The 17621-nt window shown below is 46.5% G+C and carries 11 protein-coding genes; 8 read left to right on the top strand and 3 right to left on the bottom strand.

What is annotated here, in order from left to right:
• The first annotated feature begins 19 nt into the window (after positions 1-19).
• The 7 genes from HL061_RS06480 to HL061_RS06450 all read left to right on the top strand — a co-directional run bounded on the left by HL061_RS06480 (position 20) and on the right by HL061_RS06450 (position 11784).
• Positions 20-895 (top strand): STM4504/CBY_0614 family protein, encoded by an 876-nt coding sequence (locus tag HL061_RS06480; protein ID WP_071002315.1) that lies wholly within the window; start codon positions 20-22, stop codon positions 893-895.
• Between the two features lie 12 nt (positions 896-907).
• Positions 908-1849, top strand: a complete 942-nt coding sequence (locus tag HL061_RS06475) for a hypothetical protein (RefSeq protein WP_240365892.1) — start codon at positions 908-910, stop codon at positions 1847-1849.
• A gap of 66 nt (positions 1850-1915) precedes the next feature.
• Complete coding sequence (locus tag HL061_RS06470) at positions 1916-5860, top strand: AAA family ATPase (protein WP_252962635.1); 3945 nt, start codon at positions 1916-1918, stop codon at positions 5858-5860.
• Between the two features lie 215 nt (positions 5861-6075).
• Positions 6076-7092, top strand: coding sequence for a cell division protein ZipA C-terminal FtsZ-binding domain-containing protein (locus HL061_RS06465; RefSeq protein WP_071002312.1), 1017 nt, complete (start codon positions 6076-6078; stop codon positions 7090-7092).
• Between the two features lie 421 nt (positions 7093-7513).
• Positions 7514-9505, top strand: coding sequence for an NAD-dependent DNA ligase LigA (ligA, locus tag HL061_RS06460; protein WP_227517201.1), 1992 nt, complete (start codon positions 7514-7516; stop codon positions 9503-9505).
• A gap of 200 nt (positions 9506-9705) precedes the next feature.
• Positions 9706-10461 carry a hypothetical protein gene (locus HL061_RS06455; RefSeq protein WP_143007400.1) on the top strand — a complete coding sequence of 252 codons (756 nt, stop codon included), beginning with the start codon at positions 9706-9708 and terminating at the stop codon, positions 10459-10461.
• Positions 10462-10926: 465 nt separating this feature from the next.
• The gene (locus HL061_RS06450; RefSeq protein WP_156770978.1) at positions 10927-11784 is read left to right on the top strand and encodes a MauE/DoxX family redox-associated membrane protein; all 858 of its coding nucleotides are present in this window, start codon (positions 10927-10929) and stop codon (positions 11782-11784) included.
• Between the two features lie 36 nt (positions 11785-11820).
• Here the strand turns inward: HL061_RS06450 and HL061_RS06445 are convergent, their stop codons facing one another.
• The 3 genes from HL061_RS06445 to HL061_RS06435 all read right to left on the bottom strand — a co-directional run bounded on the left by HL061_RS06445 (position 11821) and on the right by HL061_RS06435 (position 15784).
• Positions 11821-12357 (bottom strand): hypothetical protein, encoded by a 537-nt coding sequence (locus HL061_RS06445; RefSeq protein ID WP_071002310.1) that lies wholly within the window; start codon positions 12355-12357, stop codon positions 11821-11823.
• A gap of 207 nt (positions 12358-12564) precedes the next feature.
• Positions 12565-12975 carry a hypothetical protein gene (locus HL061_RS06440; RefSeq protein WP_093067709.1) on the bottom strand — a complete coding sequence of 137 codons (411 nt, stop codon included), beginning with the start codon at positions 12973-12975 and terminating at the stop codon, positions 12565-12567.
• 334 nt (positions 12976-13309) lie between these two features.
• Positions 13310-15784: a YgiQ family radical SAM protein gene (locus HL061_RS06435; RefSeq protein WP_093067713.1), complete on the bottom strand. Its 2475-nt coding sequence runs from the start codon at positions 15782-15784 to the stop codon at positions 13310-13312.
• Positions 15785-16288: 504 nt separating this feature from the next.
• Here HL061_RS06435 and HL061_RS06430 point away from each other — a divergent pair.
• Entirely contained in the window at positions 16289-17614 is a 1326-nt protein-coding gene (locus tag HL061_RS06430) for an ammonium transporter (RefSeq protein WP_252962688.1), read from the top strand.
• Positions 17615-17621: the final 7 nt, after the last annotated feature.

Genomic DNA, 17621 nt, shown 5'->3' with positions numbered 1-17621 from the left:
ATAACACTTTTAGGTGGAATTGACTATACAAATTGTTCATATTTGGAACGAAACAATAGGTCAAGATCAATCTGGTATTAATTGGAGTCAATTAACCCTAAATCGTGAATACTTAAAAAATTGCTACAAAATATTATGCAAGGAAACTGGTGTTTTTAAGTTGAATGAAGATGATAGCAACGTAGAAGGGCTGATTATTTATTTTGAAAGTATTTATAAATATTTTTTGGAGGAAGAGTGTGCGGAAAAGGCATTAAGTGTAGTAGAACTGATGATGAAAACAATATCAAAATTCTCTAAAGAAAATAGACGTGAAGTCAACATAAATTTAGATGACACTATAAATGAATTAAATCATAGATTTCTTGAAAACGGTGTAGGTTATCAATATGAAAACGGTCAAATCGTTAGAGTGGACTCTGAGTTTATTCATGCTGAAGCGGTCAAACCCGCTTTACAGTTATTAAGTAACCCTACATACAGAGGTGCTCAAGAAGAGTTTTTAAACGCCCACGAACATTATCGTCATGGTCGTTACGATGCCGCTCTAACAGATTGTCTTAAAGCATTTGAAAGTACCATGAAAATCATACTAGATAAACATGATTGGGAATATGGCAAAAAAGATACTTCAAAGAGGCTTATTGATTGTTGTCTAGCTAATGAACTGATACCAAAATTTTGGACTGATCATTTTAATTCATTAGGTAATATGCTTATCTCAAGCATAGGTACACCTCGAAATAAACTTAGTGGTCATGGCAAAGGTAATGATGAGATAGAAGTTCCTGAACACCTTATTCAGTATGTGCTACACATGACAGCGTCTACGATTGTATTTTTAATCAAAGCAGAAGAAAGGTTAAATAGAATAAACCTAGTATGTAAACCATGAGACATTATTAGTATGAAAGCAGCAGAAAAATATCGCCGTGTCTTTGGCTCGGTGAGTCATTTAAAAGACCAGATATCATGGACAACTGGTCTTACCAATATGGTAGAATTTTTGGCGTGGGAGCCCAAGCAAATTCTTGGAATCACCAAAAAGCAATATGTACGCCAAATCATTGAGTGGGCTACCCAGCCTGAGCTAGCAGGCAAAAGTGTAGAAGAGATTGAACACGCCATTATCAAAAAGCTCAACGCAAAAATGCATGACACGGAGCAATTAGAAACCTATTCATCCCAAAGAGTTGGCATCTGTCATCCTAGAGAAGCTGTGCGCCGCGTAAAATTCTTTTCTGAAGAGTATCTAAATAAAGAGTTCGATATCTTTTTAAGTTTATGTAGCGACGCCTATTTAGATTTATTTTATCAGCAATTCATCACCTTTGAGCCAAATGGGTCGTGGTCGACACATGGCAATAGTGGATTGTTTGAGGCAAGCACCGAGCTAAAAGCGATGTATATGGACAACTTGGCCTACAACCATCAGGCGAATGTGCTGGTAGCAAACGAATTGAAATTTAATGGTCGAAAAAACCCAGATCAGCTGCTCAAGTACTGTGTGATGTATGAGCATTTACTCGAAAAAGGCTTTATCAATAAAGGTGCCAAGTTTTTACTGCTGTTCATCGGTGGCAGTGAGCTAGAGCACAATAAACAGCGCTTAGCCGACCGAGAGCTGGCACTGTGTCACAAAAGACCCAAGAAATATCAGCATCTCTTAAGACCAGAGCTGTTAGATATTGTTGATCATCTACAAGTGGCCAGTATCACGTGGTCAGCATTGATTGCGTTCAATGATCGCTATCTAACAGAAAACAATGTCAGCCAAGTGGAGCAAAAACTATTACGAGGGTTTCATCAAAGCCTGAAGGCAAAATCGTTTATGCACTTAGACGTTTAATCCTAAAAACTCACGACAATTTCAGGTAGAATAGCCGCCTGTTTTCGCCACATCTATTGACTATTCATGCGTTTAAAATCTCTAAAGCTGGCAGGTTTTAAGTCCTTTGCCAACCCAACGACCTTTACCTTTCGTCATGGCATCACTGCCATCGTCGGGCCAAACGGCTGCGGCAAATCCAATGTGATTGATGCCATACGCTGGGTGCTGGGTGAGACCTCTGCCAAGCAGCTGCGTGGCGGGGCGATGAGCGATGTCATCTTTGCTGGTACTCAAGACAAAGCGGCCAAGAGTGTGGCGAGTGTCGAGCTGACCTTTGAGCATACCCAAGATGAGCAAACGGGCATTCGCCATGAGCTTAACTTGTACCAAGAACTGTCCGTTCGCCGTCAGGTCAATAAAGACGGGCGCTCGGATTACTTTATCAATGGTACGCGCTGTCGTCGCCGCGATGTGGTCGATGTGTTCTTGGGAACAGGGCTGGGTGCGCGTAGTTATGCGGTCATTGAGCAAGGCATGATTGGGCGGATTGTTGAGTCAAGTCCTTTGCAGCTGCGTGAGTTTATCGAAGAGGCGGCTGGGGTTTCGCGCTATCAGGCTCGCCGCGAAGAGACACAAAAAAAGCTTGAAAAGACAAGAGATAATTTGGCGCGTCTGCACGATATGCAAAGCGAGCTGCTGCGCCAACAAAAGGCACTGTCTAAACAGGCAGCGAGCGCGCAGCGTTACGAGGAGATCTCTCTCAGCTTGGCTGATATTGAGCAGCAGCTTGCTATTCAGCAGCTCTATCAGGCCAAGCAGCAGCATCAGCAGCAAAAAATCATACATGAGCGCAGTACGGCTGAAGTGTCAACATTGCAAGCGGATTATGACACGCTAAAGGCACAACAAGACAAGCTCACCGCTCGTATTAACCAAGAGCAATGGCTCAAAGATGATGCCCAAAGCGCGCATTACGAGCAGCAGCTGGGCTACCAAAACGCTGAGCATCAACTGAGTGATGCCACTGCACAGCTGGCAGCCATTGAGCAGCAACTGTCTCACTTGGCGCAGCAGCGCCAGCAATCACTCGCTGATATTGAGCGGCTTAACACTGAACAAGCTGAGCAGCAGCAAGCATTAGAGAGGTTACGCCCACAGCTCGCTGAGCTGAGCGACAAGCGTGATAACCACAAGCGTCATGAGCAGCCATTGCAGCGCGCATGGCATGACGCACAAAACCAGCTGTCGCGTCTGCAAGACAAGGCACGTACGCTTGAGCAGCAGCAGGCGATTAATACTCAAGCACAAAAGCGTCACCAGCAAAGCGATGATAAGTGGCAACGCCGCGAGCAAAATTGGCAAAACCTCTGGCAGCAATTGCAGCAGTCTATAGCGCCATCTGATAATACTAATGCTGTTAGTGCCAGTGCTGATGCAAGTCAGGCAGCAGACGAGCAAGACTTGCATCAGGTGCTAGAAGAGCAAGTCGCTAAGCTGAGCAAACAGCTACAGCAGATTGAGCGTCAGCAAGAAGGGGTGGATGAACGTCTGTCTGAGATACAGCCGCAAGCGCATCATTTGCAGCAGCGACTGAACACGCAGCAACGCGAGCTGAGCGATGATGAAAAACGTCATGCACTACTCGCAGGTGAATACGACACTTTGCATCAGATATTGCATCCAAAACCTATATCAAACTCTCAAAACAAAGCAGCTGCAACAAATAACACCGATAGTGGCGCTGTAAATACACAGCAATTGGCTATTACGACGCTGCGTGAACAGATTGAACTGAGCGCGAAGGGGCAAGCGCACGCACAGCTGCTCGATAGTGTTTTAGCGTTATGGCTAGATAGCCATGTATTAATTGCAAGCCACACCAATTCAGCACGTGCTGATCATGTGAATGATGCGGATCAAAAAGCCAATAGTTTGAGTTTGTGGCAAACACTTGAAGATGATGTTACTGATTTACTGACTTATCAAACCATACAAAACACCTCAGCCAGTACAAAAGACAAAACACTAGCAACGGGTCATAGCCTATGGTTGGCTGCGAAGCAAAATAAAACCAGAGACAGTGCCTTTATCAGCGACTTACCAGAGAGCTTAACTGATAAAGTGTTGCCATTATCACAGCTGATTGCGCAGCCTGCGCTTGTGCTTTGGCAGCAGTGTTATCTATACACAGCACAGTTTGAGTCTACTAGTGAGCATGATATTAACGTGTTTGCCGATGTCTTAAAGTCATTACCGTCATCAGCGCTTCTACTGACTGCTGATGGTTGGGTCATTAGTTGTCAAGGCACATTAAACTTGAGCAAACTTGCGGGCGCGCAAGACGATCAAAGCGAGGGCAGCAGTCAGTTTCTCACCCAGCGTTTGGCGCAGCGCACGCGTTTGCAAACGCTAGAGGACCTGCTCGGTGAGCTAGAGTTGAGCATCGACAATCAGCAAAAATCCATCGCAAAACACCAGCGCGATTATGATGCGTTGATAGTCAGTTTGGAAGAAACGCGCGCCCAAGCTGAGCAATTAACCCGTGATAAGCATAAATACCAGCAGCAACTGACGACCGATCGCGCCAACGCTGAGCGCTTGCAAGCAGACAGCCAACGCCTAAATGCTGACAAAGTGACGCTTGAGCAAGAAAAGCAAGAGCTTGCGCATGAGGCGCAGACACTTCTTCATGAGCAGCAGGATATCGAACGCGAGATCGCCACACTCACGCCGCAAATAGTAGAAGCACGAGCGACCAATCAGCAATTACAATCTGAGCGCAGCGAGCTACACCGCGCACGTCAAGCCGATGATGAGGCTTGGCAGGCACTGCAGCTACGTATTCAGCAGCATGAGATGCGCCTAGAGCATAGCGTTAGCAGTCTGGCTCGTGCAACCGAGCAATATGACAAGTCATTAGAGAATGAGCAGAGTCTACAGGCGCGCCATGATAAGCAGCAGAGCACATTACCAACGTTGCAAGCCGCATTGCATAGCGCACAGACAACGCGCGATGAGCAGCAAGCGTTATTGAGTGAGCGTGATAGCGCGCTCACGGCACTAAAACAAGCGTATGCTGAGCAGCAGACGGCATTTGATACGTTGCAAAATACCTTGCAGACGCAGCAAAGCGAACTTGCACAGCATGCAACTGAGTTAGCATTAAGTGCCGCGCGTTTGGAGGATGCCAGTTCACATACACAAAGCGCTCTAGATGCTTATACTCAAGTGAGTGAGAAGTACAAAACGAAAGCAGAACAGCCTCAACAAACCATGAGTGTCTCAAACTTGCTGGCAGACTTTATCGCTCATGATCGCCGTGTGCGCCCAGACAAAATCGCTGAGCTTGCGTCCGAGCGCGCCAAGCTTGCGCAGCAATTAAGTAAGATTGGCGCTGTCAATCTTGCTGCTGTCGCGGAGTTGGCCGAGGTCAATGAGCGCTTGGAGCCACTTGCGCAGCAGACCACTGATATCGCCGCCAGTATGCAGACATTGACTGAAGCGATTGCTTCGATCGATGAGACGACCAAGACGCTATTTATGCAGACGCTCGATGCGGTCAATAATGAGCTGGCCAATTTGTTTGCTAAAGTATTTGGCGGCGGGCAAGCCAGTCTGACACTGAACACAGACGAGATGCCAGCCAATACGCCAAAGTCGGAGCAATGGCGGGCAGGGCTTACCTTGATGGCGCAGCCAAAAGGCAAGCGCAATAGCCGCCTAGCCGTACTCTCGGGCGGTGAAAAAACGCTGACCGCATTGAGTTTGATTTTTGCGATATTTAAGCAGCATCCCGCACCGTTTTGTGTGCTTGATGAGGTCGATGCGCCGCTCGATGATGCCAATGTTGCGCGTTTTACTAGCCTCATTCATGAGTTGGCAGATGACTTGCAGTTTATCTTTATCAGTCATAATAAACTGACGATGCAGATTGCCGATGAGCTAAAAGGCATCACCATGCCAAGCGCAGGTATTTCTACCCTAGTCAGTGTGTCGCTTGATGAAGCCGCGCGTTATGTAGAGAGCTAAGACCAAAAAAGCCAAAATTAAAAGCGCTATGAGAATCAAAGCGATGCAAATATAATCAATCCATCGGCATAAATACAAATAAGCTTGACCTCAGTCCAGCATACTGGTTATAAAGTACACAATGTGGTGACGACATGGGTCAGCCATGCTAGAATATTGCCATTTATGCTCGTTTGTGTATTCCCTTTTGTTATATATACTAGGATGTATTTATCATGACCGCTATTCAGTTTGTATTGATTGCCATTGCCGCGTTTATCGTGCTCGCAGGGCTGTTTATGGTCATTCGCAGTTTTAAGCGCCGTAATGGTGCTGAAGCTGCTGCGGTCAATTATGATAAAAACGGTATTCCCATCATACCGCGTCATGAGCGCAATATCGTTGATCAGCCAGACTTTGATGATACGGTTGCTGGCGAGACGAGCATTGGCCCTGACCGCACTTATCTGAATGCGGTCGTTGAAGAAGAGCCATTGACGCAGACTCATACTAACGTCGATCCCCAGCTGACTGCTGAGCGTGACACTATGGCAGATGAAGATCATGACGTCGTCGACAATGAGGACTATGCGCGCTGGCAAGAAGAGCAACGTCGCGCTGATAACGCTGAGTTTTTAGAGGCGGCTGAGCAGATGCATATCGAGCAAGAGCCTGATGCATTCTCTAGCCTCATGTCGGCAACAGATAGCTTGATGCCATCGATTGACACGGCAGAAGAGCCAAGCTTCGACAACAACAGCCCGATACTGGATCAGCATTTATCAGAGTCAGGCGATGATGCGCAAAACGGCCCCTTGATCAATGCCAAAGACAACATCAATATCACCATCTTGCCGCACCAATATCGCGATCGTCCAACCGCGATTATCCGTGGTCATGATCTGCTAGCATTGATTGATAAATATGGTCTACGCTATGGCGCGATGAATATGTTCCATCGCTACGAGCAAAAAGACGGCACGGGTATGCTGTGGTTTAGTATGATGGGTATCACCGACAGTGGTATCGCGCCCTTTGATCCGCATAGTGTCGCGACCAACACGTATAACGGCATCGTTATGTTTTTATCATTGCCACATCCTCAAGCCGTGCGCAGCTTCGATAGCATGATGAGCATTGCTTATATGATGGCAAGCGATCTTGACGCGATTATGCTCGATGAAGAGAACCAACCAATCACGTCTGAATACAAGCAGCAGCTACGTAATCAAGTTCGTGATTATGAAGGCTAAAAGCTTAAAGGCGAATAGCTCGAAGGCTAAGTAAATCAACTGCTAAAAACAATTATAGAGTGTTAAAAAGGCAAATAGCGATTCATGTTATTTGCCTTTTTTAATGGGCTATAGTTTCTGAAAAAATTTAGAGTCGGTTCAAGATAATTTAGATACAAGGAAGGCGGGGGAAAGTACTACACATAGTAGACTGAGCGAGCCTGACACAGTAGCTGATTTATATAGGATTGGCTATATCCGAGTATCCTGTAAACTTGTTATCATATCGTCATCTTGAATGACAAAAAAGACCCCGACTATGACTGACGCTACCTTATCAAATAATTCTAAAAACCTATCTGCTCAAGTGCAAAGTGCAACATCTAATATAGCCAGTTCGGCCAATGACGGCACCAATAATAATGCAGAAATTGTCTCGCAAATGCGCACGCTTATCGAGTCTCTCAAACAGCACAACTACGCCTACTATGTGCTAGATAATCCAATCTTAGAAGACAGTGAATACGATCAATTGCGCCGCTCGTTGCTTGAGATTGAAGAAGAATATCCGGACTTAGTGCAGCCAGATAGCCCAATCAATCAAGTCGGCGATATGCCGCTATCGGCCTTTACCCAAGTCACGCATGATATTCCAATGTTGTCCTTGGGTAATGTCTTTGAGTATGATGATTTGCGCGATTTTATGCGCCGCGTCAATGATCGCCTGAGCGACTCGCAGCAAAACCCTGAATACGAGATGGAGCTAAAGCTTGATGGATTGGCCGTTTCATTAAAATATGAGCATGGCAAATTTGTCCAAGCGGTCACGCGCGGTGATGGGCAGACGGGTGAGGACATTACCCAAAATGCCAAAACCATTCGCAATTTACCACTATGGATCGCCGATGCGGCTGATATCGAGCTGTTAGAAGTGCGCGGTGAAGTGCTGATGCCAAAAGCAGGGTTTGAGCGTCTCAATCGACTTAGCGAGGCGAGCGAAGGTAAAACCTTTGCCAATCCACGCAATGCCGCTGCTGGTAGCTTACGTCAGCTTGATCCCGCCATAGCCGCTAGTCGTCCACTCGCATTTTATGGCTATTCGGTCAATCAAGGACTGCCTGAAAGTATAGACACCCAGTCAGGGGCGCTGGCATGGCTCACCGAGCTTGGCTTCACCGTCAGCGCTGTAGAAGTGGTCGCCAATCCACGCGCCGCGCAGACTTATTATGAGTCAGTGATAGAAAGTCGTGCCGATTTGCCATTTGAAATCGATGGTATGGTGATTAAGGTGAATAGCCTTGCCTTGCAGCAGCAGCTCGGCTTTTTATCCCGTGAGCCGCGCTGGGCGACGGCCTATAAATTTCCTGCTGAAACCGTCATGACGCGTCTCAACGATATCGAATGGCAAGTCGGACGGACAGGGCAAATCACCCCAGTCGGTAAGCTCGAACCCGTCAAAGTCGGCGGCGTCACCGTCAGCAATGTCACCTTGCATAACTTTGGTGAGATTCAGCGTCTGGACGTGCGCGCAGGCGATATGGTTAGCGTGCACCGTGCAGGTGATGTCATCCCCAAGGTCACCCGCGTTTGGCACGAGCAGCGCCCAGCCGACTCTGAACCTGTGACCCTACCTTCGACTTGTCCTGTCTGTGATTCGCCTGTCATCCTACCAGAAGATGAGGCATTGGCACGCTGCACAGGCGGACTGTATTGCCCAGCGCAGCAGACTGAGGCGCTGATTCACTTTGTCTCACGTCGTGCTATGGATATTGATGGGCTTGGTGAGCGCTGGCTGATTAGCTTCTTTGAGCATGGCCTTATCAAAACGGTTGCTGATATCTATCAGTTGCACAATCATGCGGATGAGATGGTCACCTTTGAAAAACTGGGTGAAAAATCGGTCCAGAATATCATTAATGCTATCGAAGCCAGCAAGCACACGACATTGGCGCGCTTTATCTATGCGCTGGGTATTCGCGGTGTGGGTGAAGGCACAGCACAGAACTTTGCGCAGCAATTTGGTGATTTAGATAGTCTGATGGCCGCCAGTATTGAGACCTTGATAAAAACGCCCGATGTTGGCGAAATCACCGCTGAGCTGACCTATGAGTTCTTCCGCGCGCCGCACAATATCGAAGTCATCACCGCATTACGCGCGGCTGGCGTGCATTGGGATAAAGTCGAGCAGGTCGCCTCAGAAGGGCTACCACTCGATGGGCAAACATGGGTCATCACGGGTGCGCTCGATAGCATGGCGCGTGATGAAGCCAAAGCCAAACTGCAAGCACTAGGCGCAAAAGTCTCAGGCAGCATCTCGGCAAAAACCACTGCGCTACTGGCAGGTGATAAGGCAGGCTCTAAGCTAACCAAAGCAGAGAAACTAGGCATTAAGATAGTGGGTGAGGAAGAGTTTTTGGCGTTGGTTGAGGGCTGAGGTTAGCGGTAGGGTGCGCCCAGCGCACCATTTAAAAATTTGATTTAGGAATTAAAAGTATTATTCAATAAATAGCTGAACGTTGAATCATTTTCATAGATAAGTGTTTTTCAATATATTGTTTCCTATTTATGCGTTGGTGCGAAAGGCGTACCCTACGACTTAAATTACTAACACCTTTATCAAAATTTCGGAAGGCCATGACATACTACACTTATACTCAATTAATGCGTCACATAGCTGTCATCGCCTGCATAAGTGTGGGCGTCGAATATTTAACCGGAAGTATTAGCTTATCGTTTTTACTACTACTTATCTTAGTCATGAGTTATTTGAAATGGTTAGGTATATTTAAGTCAGTCAACTCTCAAAAAATAGACATCAGTGCTAGCATGCAACACTTAAAAAGTGCTAATACTCAGGCTGAATCGAGATTACCAAGTTTCGAATTTGTAGCGAAAAAGTACAACTCTGGACTTTTATTGACGATAGCTATCTTTGCATCGATGATATGGTTGAGCACAAAACTAATTATCGCATGGCTAATGCCCTTGTTCACAAATCAACCATTTGCTCCTTCTGACATTATATGGACAGTGATACCGATTGGCATAGCAATACTCAGCTATCTAGTAGGCAAAGATGAAGAAAAAAACAAAATACCATTAGTATCAATATCTACTCTTAGGTTTTTACCAGAAAAACTACAAATTATTAAATCCAATCAAACGTTAGATATACCATGGCAGTCGATTGAAGATATTCATGAAAAACGGACACTTTCACATGCTCTATTGAAGATAGTAGTGAACGAAGAGAGTAGTGGAATTAAATCAAACTATGGAGAGTATTCATTTGATATTTATGATGTTTGCTATAGTGCAGCAGATATTGAACAGCTTGCTATTATTTACTGGGCAAAAGCCATAGGTAAAGAGATCAAAACAGTCGAGTAGGGTGCACTCCGCGTACCATTTAAGAACTTTATTTAGGAATTAAAAGTATTATTCAATAAATCGCTGAACGTTAAATCATTTGCATAGATAAAGGTTTTTAATCTATTGTTTCCTATTTATGCTTTGGTGCGCGAGGCGCACCCTACAAATTACTAATTTTCCACACCCATAATCTCATATACTTAAAAACCTACTCCACCAATTCCTCATGCGGATTAACTTTAGACTCACCTTTCTTACCATCAGGCTTGATCTCAATGGGTAATACCAGTCCTTTGGCAAAGTCAGTATTCAACTATAGTCTGAACACCAGCCTACCTCCGAAAAACCCACCACTTATCATTAAACCTAACAAAGTTAACAAGACTGATTCAGATCGCGCTTACCGATGCTTATAAGATAATAGTCACAGTCATAAAAGAACTATGATCAAGCAGCGAATAAGCAAAACGTAAGGAGCGCGTTATGGCAGACAATACTAATAATAAATCTAATACCGACACTATAGATAGTAGCCAAAGTCCGCAAGTACAGCATCTCATCGACACTCTACAAGGCGAGCATATCGGCAAAGAAGGCGGGCAGTCTGCCGTCATCTTTCGGATGGTGATGCCAGACCACCTATGTCCGTTTGGCCTCAAATCAATCGATGCGCTCAAGCACGCAGGCTACGATATCATCGATCGCCATATCACGACCCAAGATGAGAATACATTGGTCAAAGACACGCTTGGGGTCAAGACCACGCCGCAGACCTTTATCGATGGCAAGAGTGTTGGCGGCAATGATGATCTGCAAGTATTTTTGGGTAATCACGAACCCGAGACAGACGACACCACTTACGCGCCCATTATTGCGATATTTGCTGTTACCGCACTCATGACACTGGCATTATGCTGGGCTTTTGCTGTTAGTGTCTTTTCGATACAAGCGCTTATGTGGTTTGTCGCGCTCTCCATGTGTGTATTGGCGATTAAAAAGCTTGAGGATTTAGAAGGGTTTACCACTGGGTTTTTGGGTTATGATTTGATAGCACGCCGCGTGGTACGCTACGCCTACGTGTATCCGTTTTTAGAAGCGTTTGCCGGTATCGCTATGCTTGCCGATCAGCCTTGGCTCAATCCGATTGCGGGTCTGGTCGCTTTTATCATTGGTTTGATAGGCGGGGTATCAGTTATTAAAGCCGTCTATATCGATAAGCGTGAGCTAAAATGCGCCTGCGTCGGCGGCGATAGTAATGTCCCACTGGGCGCGATCTCTTTAACCGAAAACGTCATGATGTTCGGTATGGGTGGTTATATGCTGATTCGCGCTTTATTATAATCAAATGGTTTGATGATGCATAATAAATACATCGAGCTACTCCGTCATTTCCCCATGCGCCTTAGCATCCCCTTTTTTGCCATCTGGTTTGATCACGATAGGTAATATCAACCCTTTGGCAAAGTCGTCTGATAACACATAGTCATAGCGACTGGCAGCGACATTGGGTGTGGTATGAATGACCAGTGTCATCTCGTTACCATCGGTCAGTTCATGTGAGACATAGGTTTCGCTCAGCTGATCCAAGGCTTTGGATAGCGCTTCGTTACTTGCCATACTGATAGTGAGGTTGTGCTGCGCTGTCGCCGCGTCCACATCGAAGTACTCTGCATAGTCACGGACGTTTTGACTATCGATTGCAAATGGATACTTATAGTTGGTGGGATCGGCAGGCTTTGTCCCGCTATCGACTAGCGACCAGTCTATCTCATCGGCTGCTGGTATTGACGAGTCTGATGCGGTCGCCGCTGTTTTAGATGCTTGGTTAGGGGTTTCGGTGTTATTATCGCAGCCTGTTAGCGTCCATACACTCGCAGCTGCCATTACCATCATCGTTATCAGACGCGTCGCCATCGGGTTATCCTTTTTACTATTGATCATCATTAATGTGTACTAAAGGCTATTTTGACAGCTTTCCTGATAGTTCTCTAGCAAAACAAACCAGCACTGATGATATTCATAATCATCAGAGAGAAGATGTGTAAAAAGAACACGCATAAAAAACAGCCGCTCAAGGGCGACTGTTTTATTTTTGATAAATCTCTGCTTATCTTTGATTGATTAGAGTTGGCAGTTTACTTTATATTCTTGACCGCTTGCCCATTTGATGGCAAAGATACCTTTGTCACCTTTCATGTGCCACGCATAGACCGCTTTTGGATTTGAGTCGTTGACATAGCTTGCGACGTCGCCTTTTACATCACCGTTTAAGACGAGCTTTTGCTCTGTCCATTTTACTTTAGGTAAGGTGGCATTGAGCATGACTTGTTTTTTGTTAATAGACTGCTTTGCCATGATGGTGCTGCCATCGGTACAGGTATATGGGGCTGCTGCCATGCGGTCATAAGCGGCAGTGACTTTTTCTGGCGCAGGGGTATCAGTCGTCTCTGGCGTGGTAGAGACAGTCGTGGCACAAGCGCTCAGTAAGGCAAGCGCAGGTAGGGCAGTTGCAATTTTAGTGATGGTATTCATCATTCTCTCCAAAGTATTACTGGTGTCATTTACTTGTTCTTAATAATGCGTTTAGCATATGAGGCTTATAGTAGCGAAAACCAAATATTGCCGTGTTAGAAATTGTTCATTACCTATTAGCTTCGTTACCCAATCACTGACAAATGTAACTTAGCATCGCCAACCTATTGAAGGCTAAACGATCGTCATTTGACTATTTATTTACTAATGAGTGAGACAAAAAAAGCCCCGATCAACTGAGCGCTGATAGGGGCTTTTTTTATGAGTTTAATACGGCCTACGTTTAGTTCATGTTTCTATACTATTCATATTATTAAAACTACTTCTTATCAAGCTATTTGGTTTTGCGCGGTGGCAGACCCGTATGCTGAGTTTGGAAGTTGCCTTTGCTGACTTTTTTCTTGGTATTTTTGCCGACCCTATTTTTGCTTGTGCCAGCACGGTTTGCAGCGTTGTTGTTTGACGAGTTGTTGCTACGCTTCACCGAGTCATTGCCTAGGCGACTGTTCTTTTTGCGTGCTGACTGATAGCTGTCTTGCGCCGCATCACGCCCCTCTAAGTGCGCGTTAAATGGCGGAATCAAGCAACCACGGTTTTTGCCAATCAGATCACTACGGCCCATGTCTTGTAGCGCTTTACGTAGTAGTGCCCAGTTTTTTGGATCATGATAGCGCAGGAACGCTTTGTGCAGTTTGCGCTGCTTACCAGATTTGACGATGTCCATATCACCACCCTCACGGCTGACCTTGTGTAGCGGGTCTTTGTGGGTGTGATACATGGTCGTGGCGGTTGCCATCGGGCTTGGATAAAACGCCTGTACTTGGTCAGCGCGAAAGCCATTGCGTTTGAGCCACAGCGCAAGGTTCATCATATCTTCATCGGTGGTGCCAGGGTGCGCGGCGATAAAGTAAGGGATGAGGTACTGCTCTTTGCCCGCCTCGGCACTAAAGCGCTCAAACATGGCTTTGAACTCATCATACGTGCCCATGCCAGGCTTCATCATTTTTGACAATACGTTGTCTTCTGAGTGTTCAGGCGCGATTTTTAGATAGCCGCCGACGTGGTGCGTGACCAGCTCTTTGACGTATTCAGGGTCTTTGACCGCCAAATCATAGCGCAGACCTGAAGCAATCAGGATTTTTTTCACGCCTTTGATATCACGGGCTTTGCGATACAGTTTGGTCAAATTACTGTGATCGGTCAGCAGGTTTTCGCAGACATCAGGATAGACGCAAGACGGTTTACGGCAGTTTTTCTCAATCGTCTCGTCTTTACAGCTCAGACGATACATATTGGCTGTTGGCCCACCAAGATCAGAGATCACGCCAGTATAGTTGGGTGCAGTATCACGAATCGCTTCGACTTCGCGCAAGATTGAGTCTTCTGAACGGTTTTGGATAATGCGTCCTTCGTGCTCGGTGATCGAGCAGAAGGTACAACCGCCAAAACAGCCACGCATGATATTGACCGAAAACTTAATCATGTCATAAGCAGGGATACGCGCATCGCCATAGCTTGGGTGCGGCAGGCGTGCATAGGGCAGGTCAAACACATAGTCCATCTCTTCTGTCGAGAGTGGAATCGGTGGTGGGTTCAGCCAGACATCGATAGAAGTATGCGAGTTACCTGCACCGCTGCTATGACGCTGCACCAGCGCGCGGGCGTTACCCGGATTGGTCTCTAAATGTAAGATACGGTTGGCATGCGCATAAAGCACAGGGTCAGATTTGACATGCTCATAGTCAGGCAGACGAATCACCGTTTGCTCACGTGGGGGCATTTTAATTTTGTGCTTGCGGGCAGTTTTTGGCTTATTAAACGCATTGTCAAAGCCGCGCATCTGTACCACTTGGGTATCAGTATCCACTTGGTCGGCATTAATGATTTTGTCAGTGACTGGCTCAGCGACAAAACCCTGATACTGTGATGACATAGATGACGGCATGGCTTGCCCAACAGGCGAGTCCGATGGTTTGTTCTGCTCAATTGAGCAGCTATCAACGTCTTCGGTCATGACATACGGGTTGATGATCGGATCGACACGGCCAACGGTATCGACATCGTTACTGGCGACCTCAGTCATATCGGCTTGCCAATGACGACGCGTTGGGGTCAATAAATACGCTGTACCGCGTAGCTTACTCATTTGCTCAAAGCTATAGCCTTTTGACAGACCATGTACGACATCGACGATGGCGCGCTCAGCATTACCATAGAGTAAGACATCCGCACGCGCATCGAGCAAAATACTACGGCGCACTTTGTCTGACCAATAGTCATAATGCGCGATACGGCGTAAGCTGCCCTCAATACCGCCCAAGATAATAGGCACATCAGGATAGGCTTCACGGCAGCGCTGGCTATAGACGATAGCCGCGCGGTCAGGGCGCTTATTAGCCACGTTGCCAGGAGAGTAGGCATCATCACTACGGATTTTACGATCGGCGGTATAGCGGTTGATCATACTATCCATATTGCCAGCGGTCACGCCGTACGCATAGACAGGTTTGCCAAGCTCCATAAAGGCGTCTTTGCTCTTCCAATCAGGCTGCGCGATGATACCGACGCGAAAGCCTTGTGACTCAAGCAAGCGACCGATAATCGCCATACCAAAGCTTGGGTGATCGACATAGGCATCGCCTGAGACGATGATAACATCGCAAGCATCCCAGCCCAGATCGTCCATTTCTTTGCGGCTCATCGGCAGATAAGGCGCAGGCTCGTAGCAGCTCGCCCAGTGTTTGTCATAATCATAAAGTGGCTTGGTGCCTTGTTTAAAGGCAGTGCGGGCAATGGTATCGGCAGACATGGGCGGACCTGTTAATTAGAAAATGGCACTAAAAATACACCCCTTATTCATCATTGATGATAAAGGCTGATTTAAAAGCGCTCATTTTAACATGAATCACCTTCACTATGCGACCTATTCTATGAGTGGTGATTGCCGATAAGTCATTGATAGCGCGAGATAAACTGCTTATGCAAAGTGAGCGACTAGCCCAGCCAAACAATGGCAAAAATGGTTTCAGCAGAACCGTCACATTGTCGCAAGCATGGTTGTTAAAGTGCAGTTATCAAAGTATGGGTTTGGTCAGTACTAATCATTTGTTTTCTCATGTTTGTTAGCCGTTCTGATTTTCATCCATAGCTTTTGGCATAGCTTTTGCTCCAACCCCGTTAGGGCTTATTTGTGTGCATTCATGAGTGAAAATGGTGCACCGATAAAAATTGAACGGATAGATAAGTGTTTGGAGATAAAATGAGAACATCATCTGTTGGGCTGGATGCGATAAAAGGGCTACTAAGAACATTACTGCACAAGATACTTATGCTGGGGACGCTATTGTTTGGCACGATCGCCAGTGCACAAGCGGCCGCGGCTGACACATTGACGGTGGCGCAGCTACTCGAATATCAAAATATCGCTTGGATTATCTGGGGCGGGGTTTTGGTGTTCTTTATGCAGGCAGGTTTTGCGCTACTTGAGAGCGGATCGGTACGCGCAAAGAACGCCGTCAATGTGATGATGAAAAACTATACCGATATGTGTATCGGTGGTCTGGCGTTTTATTTGGTGGGTTTTGGGCTAATGATGGGTACTAATCATTCGGGGTTTGTCGGTACCGATCATTTTATGCCAGTCAATCTATCCAATATGGACTGGGCACTGATGTTCTTTCAGATGATGTTTGCGGCGACAGCGGTGACCATCGCGAGTGGTGCCATGGCAGAGCGTGTCTCGTTTATCGGCTATGCAGTCGCCGCTTGCTTGATCTGTTTATTTATCTATCCTGTGTTTGCCAGTTGGGTCTGGGGTGGGTATTTCGGCGGGTCAGGCTGGCTAGCTGAGCTTGGTTTTATCGATTTTGCTGGGTCGACCGTGGTGCATTCTATCGGGGGCTGGTTGGCACTGGCAGGCATCTTAATCATTGGGCCAAGACTGGGCCGCTTTGCCCCTGATGGTACGCCAAGACTCATCGCAGGTCACAACATGACGCTATTGGCGCTTGGCGGGTTTATCTTATGGTTTGGTTGGTTTGGCTTCAATGCTGGATCGACATTATCTATCACTGGAAATATTGGCTTGATTGCCGTCAATACTTTTATCGCTGCGGTCAGTGCGGTGGTGAGCTACATGCTGATTGCTCGGACAATGAGCAAAGCCATTTTGCTCAGTGATAGTGTCAATGCCAGTTTGATTGGTCTGGTGTCTATCACGGCAGGATGTGCCACAACAACGCCTGTTTTCGCCGTTGTCATCGGTGCCATCGCCTCTGTGGTCTATATTTTATCCACGCAAGCATTATTGAAGCTCAAAATAGACGACGTGGTATCAGCGGTGGCAGTGCATGGATTCGGCGGTGCATGGGGTACACTCGCGGCTGGATTGTTTTATACAGGGGACTTATTTAACTTATCACGGCTGGGCGTACAAGCGCTAGGCGTGGGCGTGGCGTTAGCTTGGGGACTGGGGTTGGGTCTTGTGATGTATAAGCTGATTGATCTAAGCTTTGGGTTAAAGGCCAGCCGCTTACATGAGCAGCGTGGCCTTGATTATACCGAGCATGCCGAGCTCGGCTATCCTGAATTTCAAAAGCAGATGTTCGATGCGAAAAGCCTAACAGAGCGGCATTTATAGGAGAGAA

This window comes from Psychrobacter sp. PSP (genome assembly GCF_024085615.1).
GTDB lineage: Bacteria > Pseudomonadota > Gammaproteobacteria > Pseudomonadales > Moraxellaceae > Psychrobacter > Psychrobacter pacificensis.
This window is presented reverse-complemented; position numbering and strand designations above follow the sequence as displayed.